This window comes from Rhodococcus sp. WWJCD1, assembly GCF_002258735.1.
In the GTDB taxonomy this organism is placed as follows: Bacteria; Actinomycetota; Actinomycetes; order Mycobacteriales; family Mycobacteriaceae; genus Rhodococcoides.
Genome location: NZ_NOXY01000003.1, coordinates 68,865 through 85,267, shown reverse-complemented (window position 1 = coordinate 85,267; position 16,403 = coordinate 68,865). Strand labels below are relative to the sequence as shown.

General features: G+C 65.4%; 16 protein-coding genes. 13 read left to right on the top strand and 3 right to left on the bottom strand.

The window, feature by feature from the left end; all coding sequences use genetic code 11:
- Positions 1-27 precede the first annotated feature (27 nt).
- The 6 genes from alr to tsaD are packed head-to-tail and all read left to right on the top strand — an operon-like array spanning position 28 to position 4,983.
- Entirely contained in the window at positions 28-1,218 is a 1,191-nt protein-coding gene (gene alr, locus CH286_RS00730; protein ID WP_094608062.1) for an alanine racemase, read from the top strand.
- 3 nt (positions 1,219-1,221) lie between these two features.
- On the top strand, positions 1,222-2,241 hold the full coding sequence (locus CH286_RS00725) for an alpha/beta fold hydrolase (protein WP_032404686.1): 1,020 nt from the start codon (positions 1,222-1,224) through the stop codon (positions 2,239-2,241).
- Entirely contained in the window at positions 2,234-2,743 is a 510-nt protein-coding gene (gene tsaE / locus CH286_RS00720) for a tRNA (adenosine(37)-N6)-threonylcarbamoyltransferase complex ATPase subunit type 1 TsaE (RefSeq protein ID WP_032404687.1), read from the top strand. The genes CH286_RS00725 and tsaE overlap by 8 nt, the downstream gene beginning before the upstream one ends.
- Positions 2,744-2,795: 52 nt before the next feature.
- Positions 2,796-3,464: a tRNA (adenosine(37)-N6)-threonylcarbamoyltransferase complex dimerization subunit type 1 TsaB gene (gene tsaB / locus CH286_RS00715; RefSeq protein WP_032404688.1), complete on the top strand. Its 669-nt coding sequence runs from the start codon at positions 2,796-2,798 to the stop codon at positions 3,462-3,464.
- The gene (gene rimI, locus CH286_RS00710) at positions 3,461-3,952 is read left to right on the top strand and encodes a ribosomal protein S18-alanine N-acetyltransferase (RefSeq protein WP_032404689.1); all 492 of its coding nucleotides are present in this window, start codon (positions 3,461-3,463) and stop codon (positions 3,950-3,952) included. The genes tsaB and rimI overlap by 4 nt, the downstream gene beginning before the upstream one ends.
- On the top strand, positions 3,949-4,983 hold the full coding sequence (tsaD, locus tag CH286_RS00705) for a tRNA (adenosine(37)-N6)-threonylcarbamoyltransferase complex transferase subunit TsaD (RefSeq protein WP_094608061.1): 1,035 nt from the start codon (positions 3,949-3,951) through the stop codon (positions 4,981-4,983). The genes rimI and tsaD overlap by 4 nt, the downstream gene beginning before the upstream one ends.
- Here the strand turns inward: tsaD and CH286_RS00700 are convergent.
- Positions 4,968-6,686, bottom strand: a complete 1,719-nt coding sequence (locus tag CH286_RS00700; protein ID WP_052077836.1) for an Hsp70 family protein — start codon at positions 6,684-6,686, stop codon at positions 4,968-4,970. The genes tsaD and CH286_RS00700 overlap by 16 nt on opposite strands.
- Positions 6,687-7,215: 529 nt before the next feature.
- Between CH286_RS00700 and groES the strand changes: the two genes are divergently transcribed.
- Both groES and groL read left to right on the top strand, forming a co-directional pair.
- Positions 7,216-7,515 carry a co-chaperone GroES gene (groES, locus tag CH286_RS00695; protein ID WP_008718149.1) on the top strand — a complete coding sequence of 100 codons (300 nt, stop codon included), beginning with the start codon at positions 7,216-7,218 and terminating at the stop codon, positions 7,513-7,515.
- 97 nt (positions 7,516-7,612) lie between these two features.
- A complete protein-coding gene (groL, locus tag CH286_RS00690; RefSeq protein ID WP_032404691.1) occupies positions 7,613-9,226 on the top strand; it encodes a chaperonin GroEL in 1,614 nt (537 codons plus the stop codon).
- A gap of 83 nt (positions 9,227-9,309) precedes the next feature.
- Here the strand turns inward: groL and CH286_RS00685 are convergent, their stop codons facing one another.
- Positions 9,310-9,603 carry a WhiB family transcriptional regulator gene (locus tag CH286_RS00685; RefSeq protein WP_027496361.1) on the bottom strand — a complete coding sequence of 98 codons (294 nt, stop codon included), beginning with the start codon at positions 9,601-9,603 and terminating at the stop codon, positions 9,310-9,312.
- Between the two features lie 668 nt (positions 9,604-10,271).
- Here CH286_RS00685 and CH286_RS00675 point away from each other — a divergent pair.
- The 3 genes from CH286_RS00675 (at position 10,272) to CH286_RS00665 (ending at position 12,820) form a co-directional block, all read left to right on the top strand.
- A complete protein-coding gene (locus CH286_RS00675) occupies positions 10,272-11,099 on the top strand; it encodes a hypothetical protein (RefSeq protein WP_141215761.1) in 828 nt (275 codons plus the stop codon).
- 136 nt (positions 11,100-11,235) lie between these two features.
- Positions 11,236-11,814: a sigma-70 family RNA polymerase sigma factor gene (locus CH286_RS00670; RefSeq protein ID WP_032376740.1), complete on the top strand. Its 579-nt coding sequence runs from the start codon at positions 11,236-11,238 to the stop codon at positions 11,812-11,814.
- Positions 11,807-12,820, top strand: a complete 1,014-nt coding sequence (locus CH286_RS00665) for an anti-sigma-D factor RsdA (RefSeq protein WP_094608058.1) — start codon at positions 11,807-11,809, stop codon at positions 12,818-12,820. Before CH286_RS00670 ends, CH286_RS00665 begins: the two co-directional genes overlap by 8 nt.
- A 96-nt stretch (positions 12,821-12,916) precedes the next feature.
- Here CH286_RS00665 and CH286_RS00660 read toward each other — a convergent pair whose 3' ends face one another.
- Positions 12,917-13,321, bottom strand: a complete 405-nt coding sequence (locus CH286_RS00660; RefSeq protein WP_032378069.1) for a DUF5319 domain-containing protein — start codon at positions 13,319-13,321, stop codon at positions 12,917-12,919.
- 299 nt (positions 13,322-13,620) lie between these two features.
- Between CH286_RS00660 and guaB the strand changes: the two genes are divergently transcribed.
- The gene (gene guaB / locus CH286_RS00655; protein ID WP_032376741.1) at positions 13,621-15,144 is read left to right on the top strand and encodes an IMP dehydrogenase; all 1,524 of its coding nucleotides are present in this window, start codon (positions 13,621-13,623) and stop codon (positions 15,142-15,144) included.
- Between the two features lie 56 nt (positions 15,145-15,200).
- Complete coding sequence (locus CH286_RS00650) at positions 15,201-16,340, top strand: GuaB3 family IMP dehydrogenase-related protein (RefSeq protein WP_032376742.1); 1,140 nt, start codon at positions 15,201-15,203, stop codon at positions 16,338-16,340.
- The last annotated feature ends 63 nt before the right edge of the window (positions 16,341-16,403 follow it).

Sequence of the window (16,403 nt, the reverse complement as noted above, 5' to 3'; positions counted from 1 at the left end):
CCCTGATCCGTCGTATTACCGGCTCGGATGGCACTATCGAATGTTGTGAGTATCGGCTGCGGTGACGAGAGGACAGGTTCGGGCGCGGTGGCGTCCGTCGACCTCGACGCAGTGGCCCACAACGTGCGCGTCTTGCAACAGTTCGCCGGCGACGCTGCCGTGATGGCGGTGCTCAAGGCCGACGGGTACAACCACGGTGCCATCGAGGTCGCACACGCCGCGGTGGCAGCAGGTGTGCAGGAGATCGGCGTCACCACGATCGGCGAGGCTCTCGAACTCCGGGCAGCGGGAATCCGCGTACCTGTGCTGGCATGGCTGCATCGAACGGATTCCGATTACGATGCCGCGATCACCGCACAGGTGGGGATCGGGGTGTCCACGGCAGCCCAGCTCGACGCCGTGGTGGCAGCAGCGCGCAGAGTCGGTCGCGCCGCAGACCTCTCGCTCAAGATCGATACCGGGCTCAATCGCAACGGGGTCGCGGAAGCAGATCTCGATGTCGTCCTCGACGCGACGGCGGCTGCCGTCGCGGAGGGGGCCGTGCACTTGGTCGGCATGTTCTCGCACCTGGCGTGCTCCGACGAACCGGAGCACCCGGCCAACGACGCCCAAGCTCAGCGGCTTCGCGACGCAGTGAGTCGCGCCACCCGGCGCGGAACGCCTCCTGCCGTCGTACATCTGTCCAACTCGGCGGCCACGTTGACCAGGCCCGATCTCTGTTTCGACATGGTCCGTCCGGGTATTGCTCTCTACGGTTTGTCGCCCGTGCCGCAGTTGGGAAAGTTCGGTTTGCGGCCGGTGATGACCCTGTCGGCGCAGGTGGCGAACATCAAGAAGGTGAGCAAAGGTGAATCGGTGTCGTACGGATACACCTGGACCGCTCAGACCGACACCGTGGTCGCGCTCATCGCTCTCGGATATGCCGACGGCGTCGTCCGCAGTCTCAGTGGGCGGTTCGACGTGACGATCGCAGGTCGGCGTTTCCCTTCGGTGGGACGAGTGTGCATGGACCAATTCGTCGTCGACCTCGGCGGCGACGGCTCGGGTGTCGCGGTAGGCGACGAGGCGTTACTCTTCGGGCCAGGGGACAGGGGAGAGTCGCACGCCCAGGATTGGGCAGATGCGCTCGACACAATCAGCTACGAGGTCGTCACCGGCATTCGTGGACGTGTTCGACGACAGTTCGTCGGCGCGCGCTCAGGGGAGGCGACGGAATAGATCATGCTCGGATTGCTGGAGAGTATTGCAATTGTGGTGCGCGAGACGGCGTTCCGATCGAACAAGGACCCGCTGGCCACCGAAAATCTCGATCTCATGGACGCGGACCGCGGCAGTATCGTCACCGCGGACGACGGTGTGCCACTGGCGGTGCGCGAAGTCGGCCCGACCGATGCCGAGCTGACCGTGATCTTCGTGCACGGCTACTGTCTGCGCACGTCGTCCTGGCATTTCCAACGTCGTGCACTCGAACAGCAATGGGGTTCGACGGTCCGCATGGTCTTCTACGACCAGCGCGGCCACGGTCGCTCGGGCGTGCCGAGCCCGGAGAGCTGCACGATCGGCCAGCTGGGCCTCGATCTGGACGCGGTGATTCGCTCGGTCGTGCCCAAAGGACGCATCGTCCTGGTCGGTCACTCGATGGGCGGTATGTCGATTCTGTCCATGGCACGGCAACGGTCGGATGTGCTGCGCCAGCGAGTCATAGGCGCGGTGCTGATCTCGACGACCGCTGCCGGTCTCGCGCAATCCGGGGTCGGTCGTAGTCTGCAGAACCCCGCGGTCGACGCGTTTCGCCTCGCGGTCCGCACCTCGCCCGGCTTCGTGCAGTTCGGCCGTGGTGCCGTGCGCGCACTCATCTCACCGATATTGCGTGCGGCGTCCTACGGAACCAGGGTTTCCCCGCGTTTGGTGGCATTCTCTCAATCGATGATCGACGACACCTCGGTTGTCACGATCGTCAATTTCCTCGAAACACTCGAGTTGCACGACGAGTCCGAGGCTCTCGTGGAATTCGAGAACATTCCGGTATCGGTGGTGTGTGGCGACGAGGACTGGATCATCCCGTTCGCCAGTTCCGAGGCGCTGGCGCAGGCCCTGCCACGTTCGGAGACGGTGCGCGTCCGACAGGGCGGCCATCTGGTTCAGCTCGAATTTCCCGAACAGGTCAACGGCGCGATTCTGCGCCTCGTGGCGCGAGCGTCGGAAGCCGCAGGCAAGAAGCGGCGGTGGGGCGTTGTCTGATGTGCTGTTGACACTGCCGGTGGATGCCGAGTTGGCCACTGCTGCAGACACTGCCGAGTTCGGCGCACGGTTGGCGAACGTTCTGGTTGCGGGTGATCTGGTGATTCTCGACGGTCCGTTGGGTGCAGGGAAGACCGCGATGACCAAAGGTATTGCCGCCGGTCTCGGCGTGCAGGGGCGGGTGACGTCACCGACCTTCGTCATTGCCCGTGAGCATCGGCCCGGGCCGCGGCCGCATGGTTTACCGCCGGTTGCGCTCGTGCACGTCGATGCCTACCGGCTCGGGATGACCGGACAATCGGCACTCGACGAACTCGATGCTCTGGACCTGGACACCGACCTCACCGATGCGGTGGTCGTGGTCGAGTGGGGGGAGGGTCTGGTCGAAAAACTGACGGACGGACACATCTCGGTTCGGTTGACGCGCGATCCGGAGTCGGATGTTCGACGCGTGACGGTGAGGCGCGTGACCACCCCGCCGGCTCCGGCTGAAGTTCGTTGATCGGGTACCGGGTGCGCGGCCGAATCTCCGTCGACGCGTAACCTGAACCCTCGTGCTTGTACTTGCCGTCGACACCTCGACCCCCGCCGTCACCGCAGGTGTGGTGCGCCTGACGGAGGCCGCCGGTGTTCCGGTCGAAACCCTCGCCACGCGGGTTCGGGTGGACGCGCGGTCGCACGCGGAGGTCCTGACGCCCAACATTCTCGAGTGCCTCACGGAGGCCCACATCACCGCGGCCGATCTCGATGCCGTCGTCGTCGGCGTCGGGCCCGGCCCCTACACCGGGTTGCGGGTGGGAATGGCGACAGCCGCGGCGTTCGGTGACGCGCTCGGGCTGCCGGTGTACGGCGTCTGCAGCCTCGACGCCATTGCGGCCGAGGTTGCCGAACCAGGGTCCTTGCTGGTGGTGACCGATGCGCGGCGTCGCGAAATCTATTGGGCCCGGTACGAAGCGGGGGTACGCACAGCGGGACCCGACGTTCTTTCACCCGCTGAACTCGACCGTCTCGGAGTGGATGCGGTCGCGGGCTCCGCTCCGCATGCCGCGCTGTTCGACCTTCCGATTCGCGACGTGCAGGCACCGTCACCGGCCGGTCTGATTCAGGTCGCGGCGGTCGATATCGCGAGTGGCGTCGTCCCGGGTCCGCTCGTTCCGCTGTATCTGCGCCGGCCCGATGCCAAGACGCTCGACGAGCGCGCCGCGGCGAAGGCCCGGCAATGACGGTAACGATCGAGCCCATGACGGTGCAGGACGCTCCTCGGTGCGCATACCTCGAGACCGTCCTCTTCGAGGGCGACGACCCGTGGTCCGAGGATGCATTCGTCGCGGAACTTGCAGCGCCGCACAATCATTACGTCACGGCGCGCGAAGGCCGCGAGGTGGTCGGCTATGCAGGCATCGCCCTTCTGGGGCAACCGAGCCGCGGTGCGTTCGTGGTCGGCGAGTCCGAGGTGCACACCATCGGCGTCGATCCTGCCCATCATCGCAGAGGGATCGGCGGACGACTGCTCGGCGAGTTGCTTCGAGCGGCCGACGAGCACGGTGGACCGGTCTTTCTCGAGGTCCGCACCGACAACGAGCCTGCTATCGAGTTGTACCGACGCGAGGGGTTCGAGATCGTGGGTACCAGGGCCAGGTACTACCAGCCGAGCGGAGCCGACGCCTTCACCATGCGTCGGCCGGAACGAACCGAAGGATCAGCCCGATGATCGTCATGGGTATCGAAAGTTCTTGCGACGAAACGGGAGTCGGGGTCGTCCGGTGGAACGCCGGGCAGTGCGAGCTGCTGGCGGACGAGGTTGCATCGAGCGTGGACGAGCACGCCCGTTATGGCGGAGTGGTGCCCGAGGTGGCGTCTCGGGCACACCTCGAAGCCATCGTGCCGACCATGCGACGAGCTCTGGCAGCGGCTGACATCGATCGTCCCGACGCCGTCGCGGTGACGATCGGGCCGGGATTGGCCGGGGCGCTGCTGGTCGGGGTCGCTGCTGCCAAGGCATACGCCGCAGCGTGGGGCGTGCCCTTCTATGCGGTGAACCATCTCGGTGGACACGTCGCGGTCGACACGCTCGAACACGGTCCGATGCCATCGTGTGTTGCGCTGTTGGTCTCCGGTGGGCACACTCATCTGCTGCACGTCGACGATCTGTCTCGGCCGATCGCCGAGCTCGGAACGACGGTCGACGACGCCGCTGGAGAGGCCTTCGACAAGGTCGCGCGACTACTCGGATTGGGCTACCCGGGCGGGCCTGCTCTCGATGCTGCTGCGCGCGAAGGTGATCCGTCCGCGATCGCGTTTCCCCGGGGAATGACCGGCCCCCGTGATGCCCGGTACGACTTCTCGTTCTCCGGCGTCAAGACTGCGGTCGCTCGATTCGTCGAGGCCAGGCAACGCGCCGGCGATCTTGTTCCGGTGGCCGACATCGCCGCATCGTTTCAGGAGTCCGTCGCCGACGTGTTGACCATGAAGGCGGTTCGTGCGGCAACCGACGTCGACGTCGACACGATCGTTCTCGGCGGGGGTGCCACGGCCAATTCGCGTATTCGGTCGTTGATCGAAAGTCGTTGTGCCGAGCAGGGTTTGACGCTGCGAATACCGAAGCCGCGGCTGTGCACGGACAACGGTGTCATGATTGCAGCCCTGGGTGCACATCTCGTCGCCGGCGGCGCTGCGCCGTCTGCGCTCACCGCAGTGACCGATCCCGGTCTGTCGGTTGCGACCAGTCAGGTTCCCGGCTGAACGTCCGGAACAGGCTCGGAGGTTCGCGGCGCAGCCGTGTCCTGTGATGTGCGGGGTTCGACGCTCAGGCCGGACACCGCAGGCGGTGGCGACCAGACGGTTGGCGGAGGCGTCAGTTCGGGAGTGGGATCGGAGCCGCGGACGACCGTCGTCGGAACCGCGATCGATTCGGTCGGTTCCACACCACTGGATTCCACACGGCTGGGTTCCACACTGCTCTGTGGCACCGCCTCGGCGGAGGGTTGCGGTGTCGGTCCGGGGCTGAGCTCGGTGGGGCCGGACGGCGTTGTCGTACCGGGGGTCTCGCCCGCATCGGGGTCGGTGGGCTCGACAGGTGCAGTGGTGGTCGGTGCGGGCGTCGTGGGCTCGGGGGTGACCGGTGTCGGCGGCACGACGGTGACACCGGTGCCTGCTCCGGGTGACGACGACTCCGGCGGCGGACCGACCGGCCATTCGATGCGCGGGAGGTCGGGAGCAGGTCGCAGCGTCGGCGTGGTGGTCGGTGCCGTGGACGTGGTGAGTCCGGACGACGAATCCGTCGACTCCACCGTGGTCGCTGCGGGACCGACGGGATCTCCCGAGCTGCGGGCGGAGGTCGACGTATCACCGGGCGAGTAACCCTCGGCCACGGGTCGTCCCGAGTCGCCGGAGCCGGCCACGGGGTTCGTCGCGCTGCCGGCAGGGGACACACTCGGGTCGTCTGCCGGGGTCATCGTCTGTAGGCCGTAGGCGAGCACCAATCCGCCCGCGACGACGGCGGCAGCTATCGCTCCCGAGTAGCGACTCATCCGGCCTGCGGTTCGGCGTGCAGCCGAGACCAGTGGGTAGTCGGTGTCGGTCACCGATGCGGCGACCGCGGCCGCTCCCACGGCGAGCACGGCGTCGGGCTCGGGGAGGCGAATGACGCGGGCATGGAACATGTCGGTGATGGACGAGGCCAGCAGTGGGATGTGGGCACCGCCGCCGATGAGCACGATGGCCTCGGGTTCGTGGGTGCTCTCGTCGAACACTCTGCGGACGAACAGGGCTGCTTCGCGCAGGAGCGGCGATGCAGCGGTCTCGAATTCACTGCGGCCGACGGTCAGCGGTACCCCGCTGTAGCGCTCGATCCGTACTTCGTCCTCGCAGGAGAGCTGTTCCTTGATCGATCGGTACCGTGCCGATCCGATTCCGCGGTCGTCGCGAATGTCGTCGCGGAGGTTGTCACGGGTCATGTCCTGGACGAGATTCTTGACGAGAGCGTCGAGTGCGTTGCCGCTGACGACGTCCGACCGGCCGTGCGCCGATACCGTTCCAGCCGTTCGGTCGGTGACGGTGACCGACAGGCCCGACGCGCCGAGATCGACCAGAGCGATCGTGTCGTAGCCGTCGATCAGGCCGGTGGTCGCCAGGTGCGCAACTGCCGCCGCGGATTCGGGCACGAGCCGAACGTCGCGGGTGGTGTGCGCCAACGCTGCGCGAATTGCCGCGGCGTGCTCTTCGGTGCGGTAGGTGACGGCGATGGCGTCGGGTGATCGATGTCCGGGAACCATCGATGCCATGAGCTCGATCGCAGAGGTGACGAGCTCACCCATATCGGTGTTCGCCTGGCGATCGGCCGATACCGTCCGATACTCGACCGTGCGACTGCCGTCGAAGTCGACAGTGACGAGGGCTGCGCACACGACCTCGGATCCGGTGGACACTCCCACTCCTACCCGCATGGTGCACCTCCCGCCCCTGTTTGCCTGTCCGCTTCGACTGCCTTGTGCCTCATGTCGCGACGCAGCTGTCGATCGTTATCGTTCGGACAGCCCCGTTATCGTAACGTTACTTCCGGTGTTTATGCGAGCGTTATATTCCGTGCGGTCGGTTATCGGGACGCTTTTCGGGGTGGTTCACCAGGCTTTTCAATGGACGAGGGCGCAGCCGGAAAAACACGGAAATCGGTAGCGGCATCGGCGTTTCGGGGCCTGATTTGCTGCGATTTGCGACTGATGGGGTCCGTGAAACTGTGCGTCGTCCGTAGCGGACGACCGTCCGGGCCCGGGCCGACTCGAATCTGGCGAACCCAGCCCTTGAGTGCTGGCACTCTCGTGTATAGAGTGCTAGTTGGCATCGAGCGAAGTCCCGGCACCCGCGACGACGGGAACGAGTTCGAGCCGTTTGTCAGGACCGCACGAGAAGTACTTACACACAGCTGTCCGGGGATCCGACCCCGGACGCGTACCCCATAACTTTGGAGGGCTCAACGTGGCGAGCGTGAAAATCAAGCCGCTCGAGGACAAGATCCTCGTCCAGGCCAACGAGGCCGAGACGACGACCGCCTCCGGTCTGGTCATCCCCGACACAGCCAAGGAGAAGCCTCAGGAAGGCACCGTCGTCGCCGTTGGCGAAGGCCGTGTCACCGAAAAGGGCAACCGCATCCCGGTCGACGTCAAAGAAGGTGACACCGTCATCTACAGCAAGTACGGCGGCACCGAGATCAAGTACGCCGGCGAGGAGTACCTGATTCTGTCGGCACGCGACGTGCTGGCAGTCATCGCCAAGTAGGCCACAACGCATCCCGCCCCGGAAGCCGATCTCGTGTCGGTGCCGGGGCGGTGTGCGTTCGATCGAGTTTCTTTACTCGAAGGAGTAACACCGAAACATGGCAAAGCAAATCCAATTCAACGAGGAAGCGCGCCGGTCACTCGAGCGCGGCGTCGACAAGCTTGCCGACGCAGTCAAGGTCACTCTCGGACCCCGAGGACGCCACGTCGTGCTGTCCAAGGCATTCGGCGGACCGACCGTCACCAACGACGGTGTGTCGATCGCTCGTGAGATCGATCTGGAAGATCCGTTCGAGAACTTGGGTGCTCAGCTGGTCAAGAGTGTCGCCACCAAGACCAACGACGTCGCAGGCGACGGAACCACCACTGCGACGGTTCTCGCGCAGGCTCTCGTGCGCGGCGGACTGAAGAACATCGCCGCCGGTGCGAACCCGATCGCACTCGGCGTCGGGATCTCCAAGGCTGCCGACAAGGTTGCCGAGGCGCTGCTCGCCGCCGCTACTCCGGTCGAGGGCAAGCAGGCCATCGCTCAGGTTGCCACCGTGTCCTCGCGTGACCCCGAGATCGGCGAGCTCGTCGGCGAGGCGCTCACCCGCGTCGGTGCCGACGGCGTGGTCACCGTCGAAGAGTCTTCGACTCTGCTCACGGAACTCTCGGTCACCGAGGGCGTTCAGTTCGACAAGGGCTACCTCTCGCCGTACTTCGTCACCGACGTCGACACGCAGGAAGCCGTACTCGAGGACGCGTACGTCTTGCTCTACCGCGAGAAGATCACCTCGCTTCCGGACTTCCTTCCCCTGCTGGAGAAGGTGGCCGAGAGCGGCAAGCCGTTGCTCATCCTCGCCGAGGACACCGAGGGCGAAGTTCTCTCGACGCTCGTCGTGAACTCGATCCGCAAGACCATCAAGGCCGTTGCCGTGAAGGCACCGTTCTTCGGTGATCGTCGCAAGGCATTCCTGGACGATCTCGCCGTCGTGACTGCGGGACAGGTCATCACTGCCGATGTCGGTCTGAGCCTGAAGGAGGCCGGCCTCGAGCTCCTCGGGCGCGCTCGTCGTGTTGTGGTCACCAAGGACGACACGACCATCGTCGACGGTGCGGGTTCCCAGGAAGACATCGATGCTCGCGTCGGCCAGTTGCGTCGTGAAATCGAGAACACCGAGTCCGAGTGGGATCGCGAGAAGCTCGAAGAGCGTCTGGCGAAGCTCTCGGGCGGCATCGCCGTCATCAAGGTCGGCGCAGCCACCGAGACCGAGCTCAAGGAACGCAAGTTCCGCGTCGACGACGCAGTGGCAGCAGCCAAGGCGGCCGTCGAAGAGGGCATCGTTCCCGGCGGTGGCTCCGCTCTGACGCAGGCAGCGTTGTCGCTGGCCGATGATCTGGGCCTGACCGGCGACGAAGCGACCGGAGTCGCCGTGGTGCGTACTGCGCTCAACGCGCCGCTGTTCTGGATCGCCACCAACGCCGGCATCGACGGTTCCGTCGTGGTCAGCAAGGTTGCCGAGCTGCCGAAGGGACACGGATTCAATGCCGCGACCCTGACGTACGGTGACCTGCTGGCAGACGGCGTTGTCGATCCGGTGAAGGTGACTCGTTCCGCTGTGGTCAATGCTGCATCGGTTGCTCGGATGATCCTGACGACCGAGAGCTCGATCGTGGAGAAGCCGGAGGAGGCCTCCGAGCCTGCTGCCGGGCACGGTCACGCTCACTGACGTTCGGTAGAACTACGACGAAGCCCCCAACCTCTATCGGGTTGGGGGCTTCGTCGTGTGTGCGTTCGTGAGTGTCGCGTCGACTAGACCGCGATACGGCGACGGTTGTGCCGGGCGTGCAGTTCTCGCTCGGTTTCGGACATTCCGCCCCAGATGCCGTACGGCTCACTGACGTTGAGAGCGTGCGTGCGGCACTGCGCGAGGACGGGGCAGCTGCGGCACATTTCCTTGGCGCGCATCTCGCGCTGTGCTCGTGCGCGGCCTCGCTCGCCGTCCGGGTGGAAGAACATGGACGAGTCGACCCCACGGCACAGGCCGTGCATCTGCCAATCCCAAATGTCGGCGTTCGGCCCAGGGAGGTGATTCGGCTGCGGCATGAAAACTCCTAGGGTGGTGTGGCTTCTCGGATTCGTGATCCGAATGCCGACAACGTTATGTGGGTCGACGAAATCCAGTCAATAGTTCTTCGTCGTGGGCAAATGCATAGTTATGGTGCCAAGAATTAACACGGGCGATATTTACTTGGACCTCACCGCGTGCGTGCCGCTCCTGTTGAAGAATCCGCGAACACGGGAGACGATAGGTAGAGCACGGCTCGGCATCGGTCCCGTCGACGCTGGGAATCAATGGCCGAAAGTGCGGCTTCGTGCGGTCGATTCTCCTGGCGTTCGTCCATGTTCTCGCTGTTCAGGGCCCTGCGAAGGCTCCAGGGGTTCGTTCGGTGCCGGCTGGTCGGCTCGGTGGGAGCGGCACTGCCCGCGGCGTGCGGTGTCGGCCTCTGGAACTTCGTGTTCAGGGCCGACCCGTCCGACAACGACCGCCGAGGTTTCCCGGCACGGTTCACCGTTTCGGTGCAGCGCTTAACCTATTCGCTACACAGCGTTCAGATTGCCGTTTCCTGAACGGTCTTATTTACATTGTTAATTCCTTGAAAACTGCAATTCGTGCACGGAATGGAGAGCCCGCATCCGGTGCTGAGATCGAGTACGAATTCTCGCCACACCGAGTGGTTCTCTGCGCAGCACAAAGGCCATACCCTTGCGTCGTGCCACCAGAGCAGATCTCGCGGTCAGCCGTGACGCCCTCCGACCTCCTCGACGTCGCTTTCGGTCCGGACCCCGGCCGTTTTCCGCTCCCTGCGGCGACCGGTCCCCGCGAGAGCTGGTACCGCAGTGTGGCGTTGGCCGGGCAAGGTCGATACGGCGCGGCGGACGTCGAGCTGCGGCGATACAGACCGGACAGCCTGGAACTCGAGTCGCTGCACGCGTCGACCAGAGCGTCATGGCTGCGTCAACTGGGTAGGCACGATCGGGCTCGTCGCTTCGACGGCAGAGCGGTGTTTCTCGTCGGTCTCGTGGGACCTTCGCGATCGAGGGACACGGTAGAAGCCCGCAGCGATGCGTTGATCGGCCTCGCCGCCGATGCGCTCGGCACGGGGCGGTTCGGGTTGGCGCAAACCCTTCTCGCGCGCAGCGAGGGGCATCGGCAGGGGCCGAACGGCGATCGGCTGTGGCGTCCGGCTCTGCGAGCTGCGTGGGTGTCTGCCGAACTGGCGATGGTGCGAGGCGATGGCCCGACGGCCGTCCGACACGCCGAATCCGCGCGAGCTCTCGCCAACGATGCCGATTCGTTACGCCACAGCATCAAGACGGACCTGGTCTTGGCGGCCGCACTGAGTTGCGTAGGGCAGACCACCCGCGCACACGATTCGGCGGTCCAGGTGGCCAGCGCTGCGGCGATGCACGGCCTGCTGCCCCTGTGCTGGGCCGCGACGATGCTCTGCGAAGGAACCGGAATCGCCGACGCGGAGATGATGACCTCTGCCGATCTCGCTTCGGCGATCGATCGTCTGGGTGGTTCGTCGATCGACTGACCAGGACCGCGGTCGAAGACGGACCGAGTGGTTCGGTTGGTTCGGGGTGGTGTCGCTATCCTTGGTCACGTTCCACCACCACGTGGAAGCGCTCCCAGGCGGGTGCGTACCTGTAACGCGGGGAAAATTGTCGACGATGAACACAGCGGGTGAGGAGTTGGACTCTTTCGTCGTTGCCGCAGCGCAAGGCGATCGACTGGCTCTGTCCCGGGTCTTGGAGTTCATCCGACCACTTGTCGTCCGGTATTGCCGGGCACGAGTCGGATCGGCTGAGCGCGGTCAGCTATCGGCCGACGATGTGGCGCAGGAGGTCTGTTTGGCAGTCATGACCGCCTTGCCGCGTTACCAGGACCAAGGTCGTCCGTTCATGGCATTCGTGTACGGCATCGCGGCTCACAAGGTCGCCGATGCCCATCGCAGCGCCTCGCGTAACAAATCGGACCCGGCCGCCGAAGTACCAGATGTCGTGTCGATGGAACACGGACCGGAGCAACGTGCTCTCGAATCCGAGTCGAGTCGTCAGATGACTGCACTGCTGGACACCTTGCCCGCCAAGCACCGAGAAATTCTGGTGCTCCGACTCATCGTCGGATTGTCGGCCGAGGAAACAGCTGCGGCAGTCGGCAGCACTGCAGGCGCTATCCGCGTGGCTCAGCACCGAGCTATCGCAAAACTGAAGAACGAAGTTGTGAGAGCAGGTGAAATGTATGGCTAGGGACATTGGTCACGGTGGCTCCGGTGAGACCCCGCGTCGCGGAATCTCGCGAATCGGTGAGCACGTGAACCCCACTGGACCGAAGCAGAACGATCCCTATGCCGACATCGGTGCAGACGGTGGTCCCGTGGACCTCGTCGCCGTACGTCGTGACGATGCGTTCATCGACGCGATCAGTGGTGACGGACCGATTGCTACCGATGACGCAGACGAGTATCAACTCGCCCTTCTACTCGCCAACTGGCGAGCAGACGTGGTGTCGCCGGCGATGCCCGCCGGCCCCTCCTTCGACGTGGTCGTGGCCTCGGTGGAACGCGAGAAGCTCGCCGCCGACATGGCGCGGAGGAGCTCGGCGAATCGTGGTGGACGGATGCGTTTGCTGCGTCCCATCGCCGGTGCCGCCGCAGCGATCGCCGTGGTGATGGGTGGCCTCGTGGTCATCTCCTACAACTCGACGCCGGACGATCCGCTGTGGAGCGTCAAGTCCGTCGTGTTCTCCGAGCAAGCCGATTCGACTGTGGCGCAGATCGATACCACGTCCAAGCTGCAGGAGGCCGAAACCCTCCTGTCGTCGGGTGATGCCGATGCCGCTCGGGCTCTGCTCGACGGTGCATCGAACCGCACCTCTGCTGTGCTCGACGATTCCCAGCGCGCCGAGCTGGACCAGTGGCTGGCGCGTCTGCTGCAGGAGTTGCAGGCATTGACCTTGCCTGCGCCGGTACCACCGGCACCCGTGCCGACCGTGCCTGCTCCTGCACCCAGCCCCGACCTCGTCGCTCCGCAGGCTCCGGTGGATCCGATCACGCCGGACACCAGCGCGGTACCGATCACACCGAGTCCGGAAACGACCACACCGAACAATCCGCCTGTCACGACGAGTCCGACTCCGACGACGACCGACGTCACACCGACGGTCCTTCTCGACCCGAATCAACCGACGGCTACCGCCGGTGGCAGTTCGTCCGAGAACCGCGATCGTATGTCGGTTCCGTCCGGCGGAAGCTGAGCGAAAACCGGACGGTACCATCCGTCCGGGCCAACGAAGAAGCCCGACACGATCATCGTGTCGGGCTTCTTCGTCTTGCGGAGGTCGGGCCGTAACTCAGCTGTCGAAACCGTCGCCGTGAAGGGCGTCGTTCATCGATGCATCCGCGAAACCGCGGCAGTAGTCCCAGGTGACGTACGCGTCGGGAACAGGGTCGTAGGCCGGCTCGTGCGGTCGTACGGTGCCGTCGACCAAGAGCTGCAACAGGTTCGCGCGGAGCATGTCCCAGTCGTGGTAGTGGTCCTGCTGGCAGTCCTCGCAGCACACGACCAGACCGCGGATGCCGCGATGGCCGAGCAGTGCTTCGTAGACAGCAAGGTCCGCCAGGTCTTCCTCGACGGCGAGTCGCTCCTGAGGGTCCAGGGGCTGGCCAGGCTCGATGGCGTCGAGGGCGGCCGACGGGTCGGCTGGGTCTCCGGCGAAGGGGTCCGGGGGTAAACCGGGAGGCAGTTGATCGCGCACGCCTCCACGGTACGCAGGACTGGTGGGTCTGCGCCAGCCGTTCGAAAGCGACATGCCGGACGTGAATGCCGCGCACTGGTGCCGAGGGCCGAGATTTCCGGGCCTCGGGCAGGCCGTAGTGGGAGGCATTCGCACTGGTTGTGCCCTAGCCGATACCATGGTTCACGGCGCTGAACAGATGAGTGCAAGTGCCGAAACTCCATCCGTTCTCCAATCCCGCATTGCGGTGCGCCTGCGAGCTCTCACCGGCCGCACGCCGCGCCGAAGTGCAACCAGGCTCTAGGGAGGGCCAGATTCGCATGAGTAGTCCCGGAGCCCACGTCCGCACAGGCGGCGACGATCCCACCAAGGTCGCGATGCTCGGCCTCACGTTCGACGACGTCCTGCTGCTGCCGGCCGCTTCGGATCTGATTCCCAGCTCGGTCGACACCTCCAGTCAGATCACCCGCGAGATCCGATTGCGGGTGCCGTTGGTCAGCTCCGCCATGGACACCGTCACCGAAGCGCGGATGGCGATCGCCATGGCCCGCGCCGGCGGCATGGGCGTGCTGCACCGCAACCTGTCGCTGCAGGATCAGGCGTCTCAGGTGGAAACCGTCAAGCGCTCCGAAGCGGGCATGGTCACCGATCCGGTCACGTGCAAGCCCACCGATTCGTTGGCCGAGGTCGACGCCATGTGCGCGCGCTTCCGCATCTCGGGATTGCCCGTCACCGACGAGACCGGCGCGCTCGTCGGCATCATCACCAACCGCGACATGCGCTTCGAGGTGGACCAGAACCGCCGCGTCGCCGATGTGATGACCAAGGCTCCGCTCATCACCGCGCAGGAGGGCGTCACCGCTGAGGCCGCCCTCGGCCTGCTGCGCCGCCACAAGATCGAGAAGCTTCCGATCGTAGACGGCAAAGGCGCACTGACCGGCCTCATCACGGTCAAGGACTTCGTCAAGACCGAGCAGCATCCCAACGCCACCAAGGACCGTGACGGCCGATTGCTCGTCGGTGCCGCGGTGGGCGTCGGACAGGACGCGTGGGCTCGTTCGATGGCCCTGACCGATGCCGGTGTCGACGTCGTCATCGTCGACACCGCGCACGGCCACAATTCGCAGGTGCTGGAGATGGTCAGCAAACTCAAGGCCGAGGTGGGCGATCGGGTTCAGGTCGTCGGCGGAAACGTCGCCACCCGTGCAGGTGCACTCGCTCTCGTCGAGGCCGGCGCGGATGCGGTCAAGGTCGGCGTCGGGCCGGGATCCATCTGCACCACCCGAGTGGTCGCAGGTGTCGGCGCTCCGCAGATCACCGCCATCCTCGAAGCCGTTGCCGCGTGCAAGCCGCACGGTGTGCCGGTCATCGCCGACGGCGGTATGCAGTTCTCCGGTGATATTGCGAAGGCACTCGCTGCAGGTGCATCGACCGCCATGCTCGGATCGTTGCTGGCCGGAACGGCCGAGTCCCCCGGAGAGCTGATTCTGGTGGGCGGCAAGCAGTTCAAGAGCTACCGCGGCATGGGTTCACTCGGTGCCATGCAGGGGCGTGGGGGAGCGAAGTCGTTCTCCAAGGACCGTTACTTCCAGGACGACGTGCTGGCCGAGGACAAGTTGGTGCCCGAGGGCATCGAAGGCCGTGTCCCGTATCGCGGACCGTTGAATCAGGTCATTCACCAGCTCACCGGTGGTCTGCGAGCTGCGATGGGCTACACCGGGTCCAACTCGATCGAAGACCTGCAGAAGGCTCAGTTCGTGCAGATCACCGCGGCCGGGCTCAAGGAGAGCCATCCGCACGACATCACGATGACCGCAGAGGCCCCGAACTACACCACCCGATAGTCGATTCGGCCTCACTCGGCCGACTCGATTCGCTCTCGAAGTAGAAAGGTGCGCGCGTGCGCGACCTCGTTGAAATCGGCATGGGCAGAGAAGCCCGCCGCACCTACCAGCTGGACGACGTGGACATCGTGCCGTCCCGTCGTACTCGGTCGTCGAAGGAGGTGTCTACGGCGTGGCAACTCGACGCGTACCGCTTCGACATCCCGGTGCTCGCCCATCCGACCGATGCCCTGGTCTCGCCCGCGTTCGCGATCGAGCTGGGTCGCCAGGGTGGACTCGGAGTCGTCAACGGTGAGGGCCTCTGGGCCCGCCATGCGGACGTACAGGCCAAGTTGGATCAGCTGATCCATATCGCCGAGACCGATCTCGATCCCGATGCGCCCATCGCATTTCTGCAGGAGTTGCATGCCGCGCCGCTGCAGCCCGATCTGCTGTCGGCCGCAGTCGGCCAGGTCCGCGATTCCGGGGTCACCGTGGCGGTGCGGGTGAGTCCGCAGAACGCACGTGCGTTGACACCCGCTCTGGTCGCCGCCGGCCTGGATCTGTTGGTCATCCAGGGCACCATCATCTCCGCCGAGCACGTGGCGCACGGCGACGAGGAGCCGCTCAACCTCAAGACGTTCATCGCCGAACTGGACGTCCCCGTCATCGCCGGTGGCGTCAGCGATCACCGCACTGCGCTGCACCTGATGCGCACGGGTGCGGCGGGTGTCATCGTCGGCTACGGCTCCGTCGAAGGCGGCACGACCACCGGTGAGGTGCTCGGCATCGGTGTTCCGATGGCCACCGCGATCGCCGACGCGGCAGCCGCGCGTCGGGACTACCTGGACGAGACCGGCGGGCGGTACGTGCACGTCATCGCCGACGGCGACATCACCACCTCCGGTGCGTTGGCCAAGGCCATCGCCTGCGGAGCCGACGCTGCGGTTCTGGGAGCCCCGTTGGCCGTCGCCGCGGAGGCTCCCGGTGGCGGCTGGTACTGGCCGTCGGCGGCGGCGCATCCGTCGATGCCGCGTGGTGCGTTGCTGCCGATGTCGGCGGGGGAGCGTCCGAGCCTCGATCAGGTGCTGCACGGGCCGTCGCGCGAGTCGTACGGCTCGATCAACCTGGTCGGCGGACTGCGTCGGTCGATGGCGAAGTCGGGATACTCCGATCTCAAGGAATTCCAGAAGGTGGGCCTGAACGTCAGGGCCTGATCAAGTCTTTTCCAGCAGGGCGCGCACTCCTTTCACACCGGGGTGCGCGCCCTTTCTGTTGCT

Coding starts and splice junctions, on each gene's coding strand:
- alr (WP_094608062.1), top strand. CDS start 28: ATGGCACTATCGAATGTTGTGAGTATCGGCTGCGGTGACGAGAGGACA.
- CH286_RS00725 (WP_032404686.1), top strand. CDS start 1,222: ATGCTCGGATTGCTGGAGAGTATTGCAATTGTGGTGCGCGAGACGGCG.
- rimI (WP_032404689.1), top strand. CDS start 3,461: ATGACGGTAACGATCGAGCCCATGACGGTGCAGGACGCTCCTCGGTGC.
- tsaD (WP_094608061.1), top strand. CDS start 3,949: ATGATCGTCATGGGTATCGAAAGTTCTTGCGACGAAACGGGAGTCGGG.
- CH286_RS00700 (WP_052077836.1), bottom strand. CDS start 6,686: ATGCGGGTAGGAGTGGGAGTGTCCACCGGATCCGAGGTCGTGTGCGCA.
- groL (WP_032404691.1), top strand. CDS start 7,613: ATGGCAAAGCAAATCCAATTCAACGAGGAAGCGCGCCGGTCACTCGAG.
- CH286_RS00685 (WP_027496361.1), bottom strand. CDS start 9,603: ATGCCGCAGCCGAATCACCTCCCTGGGCCGAACGCCGACATTTGGGAT.
- CH286_RS00670 (WP_032376740.1), top strand. CDS start 11,236: ATGAACACAGCGGGTGAGGAGTTGGACTCTTTCGTCGTTGCCGCAGCG.
- CH286_RS00665 (WP_094608058.1), top strand. CDS start 11,807: ATGGCTAGGGACATTGGTCACGGTGGCTCCGGTGAGACCCCGCGTCGC.
- guaB (WP_032376741.1), top strand. CDS start 13,621: ATGAGTAGTCCCGGAGCCCACGTCCGCACAGGCGGCGACGATCCCACC.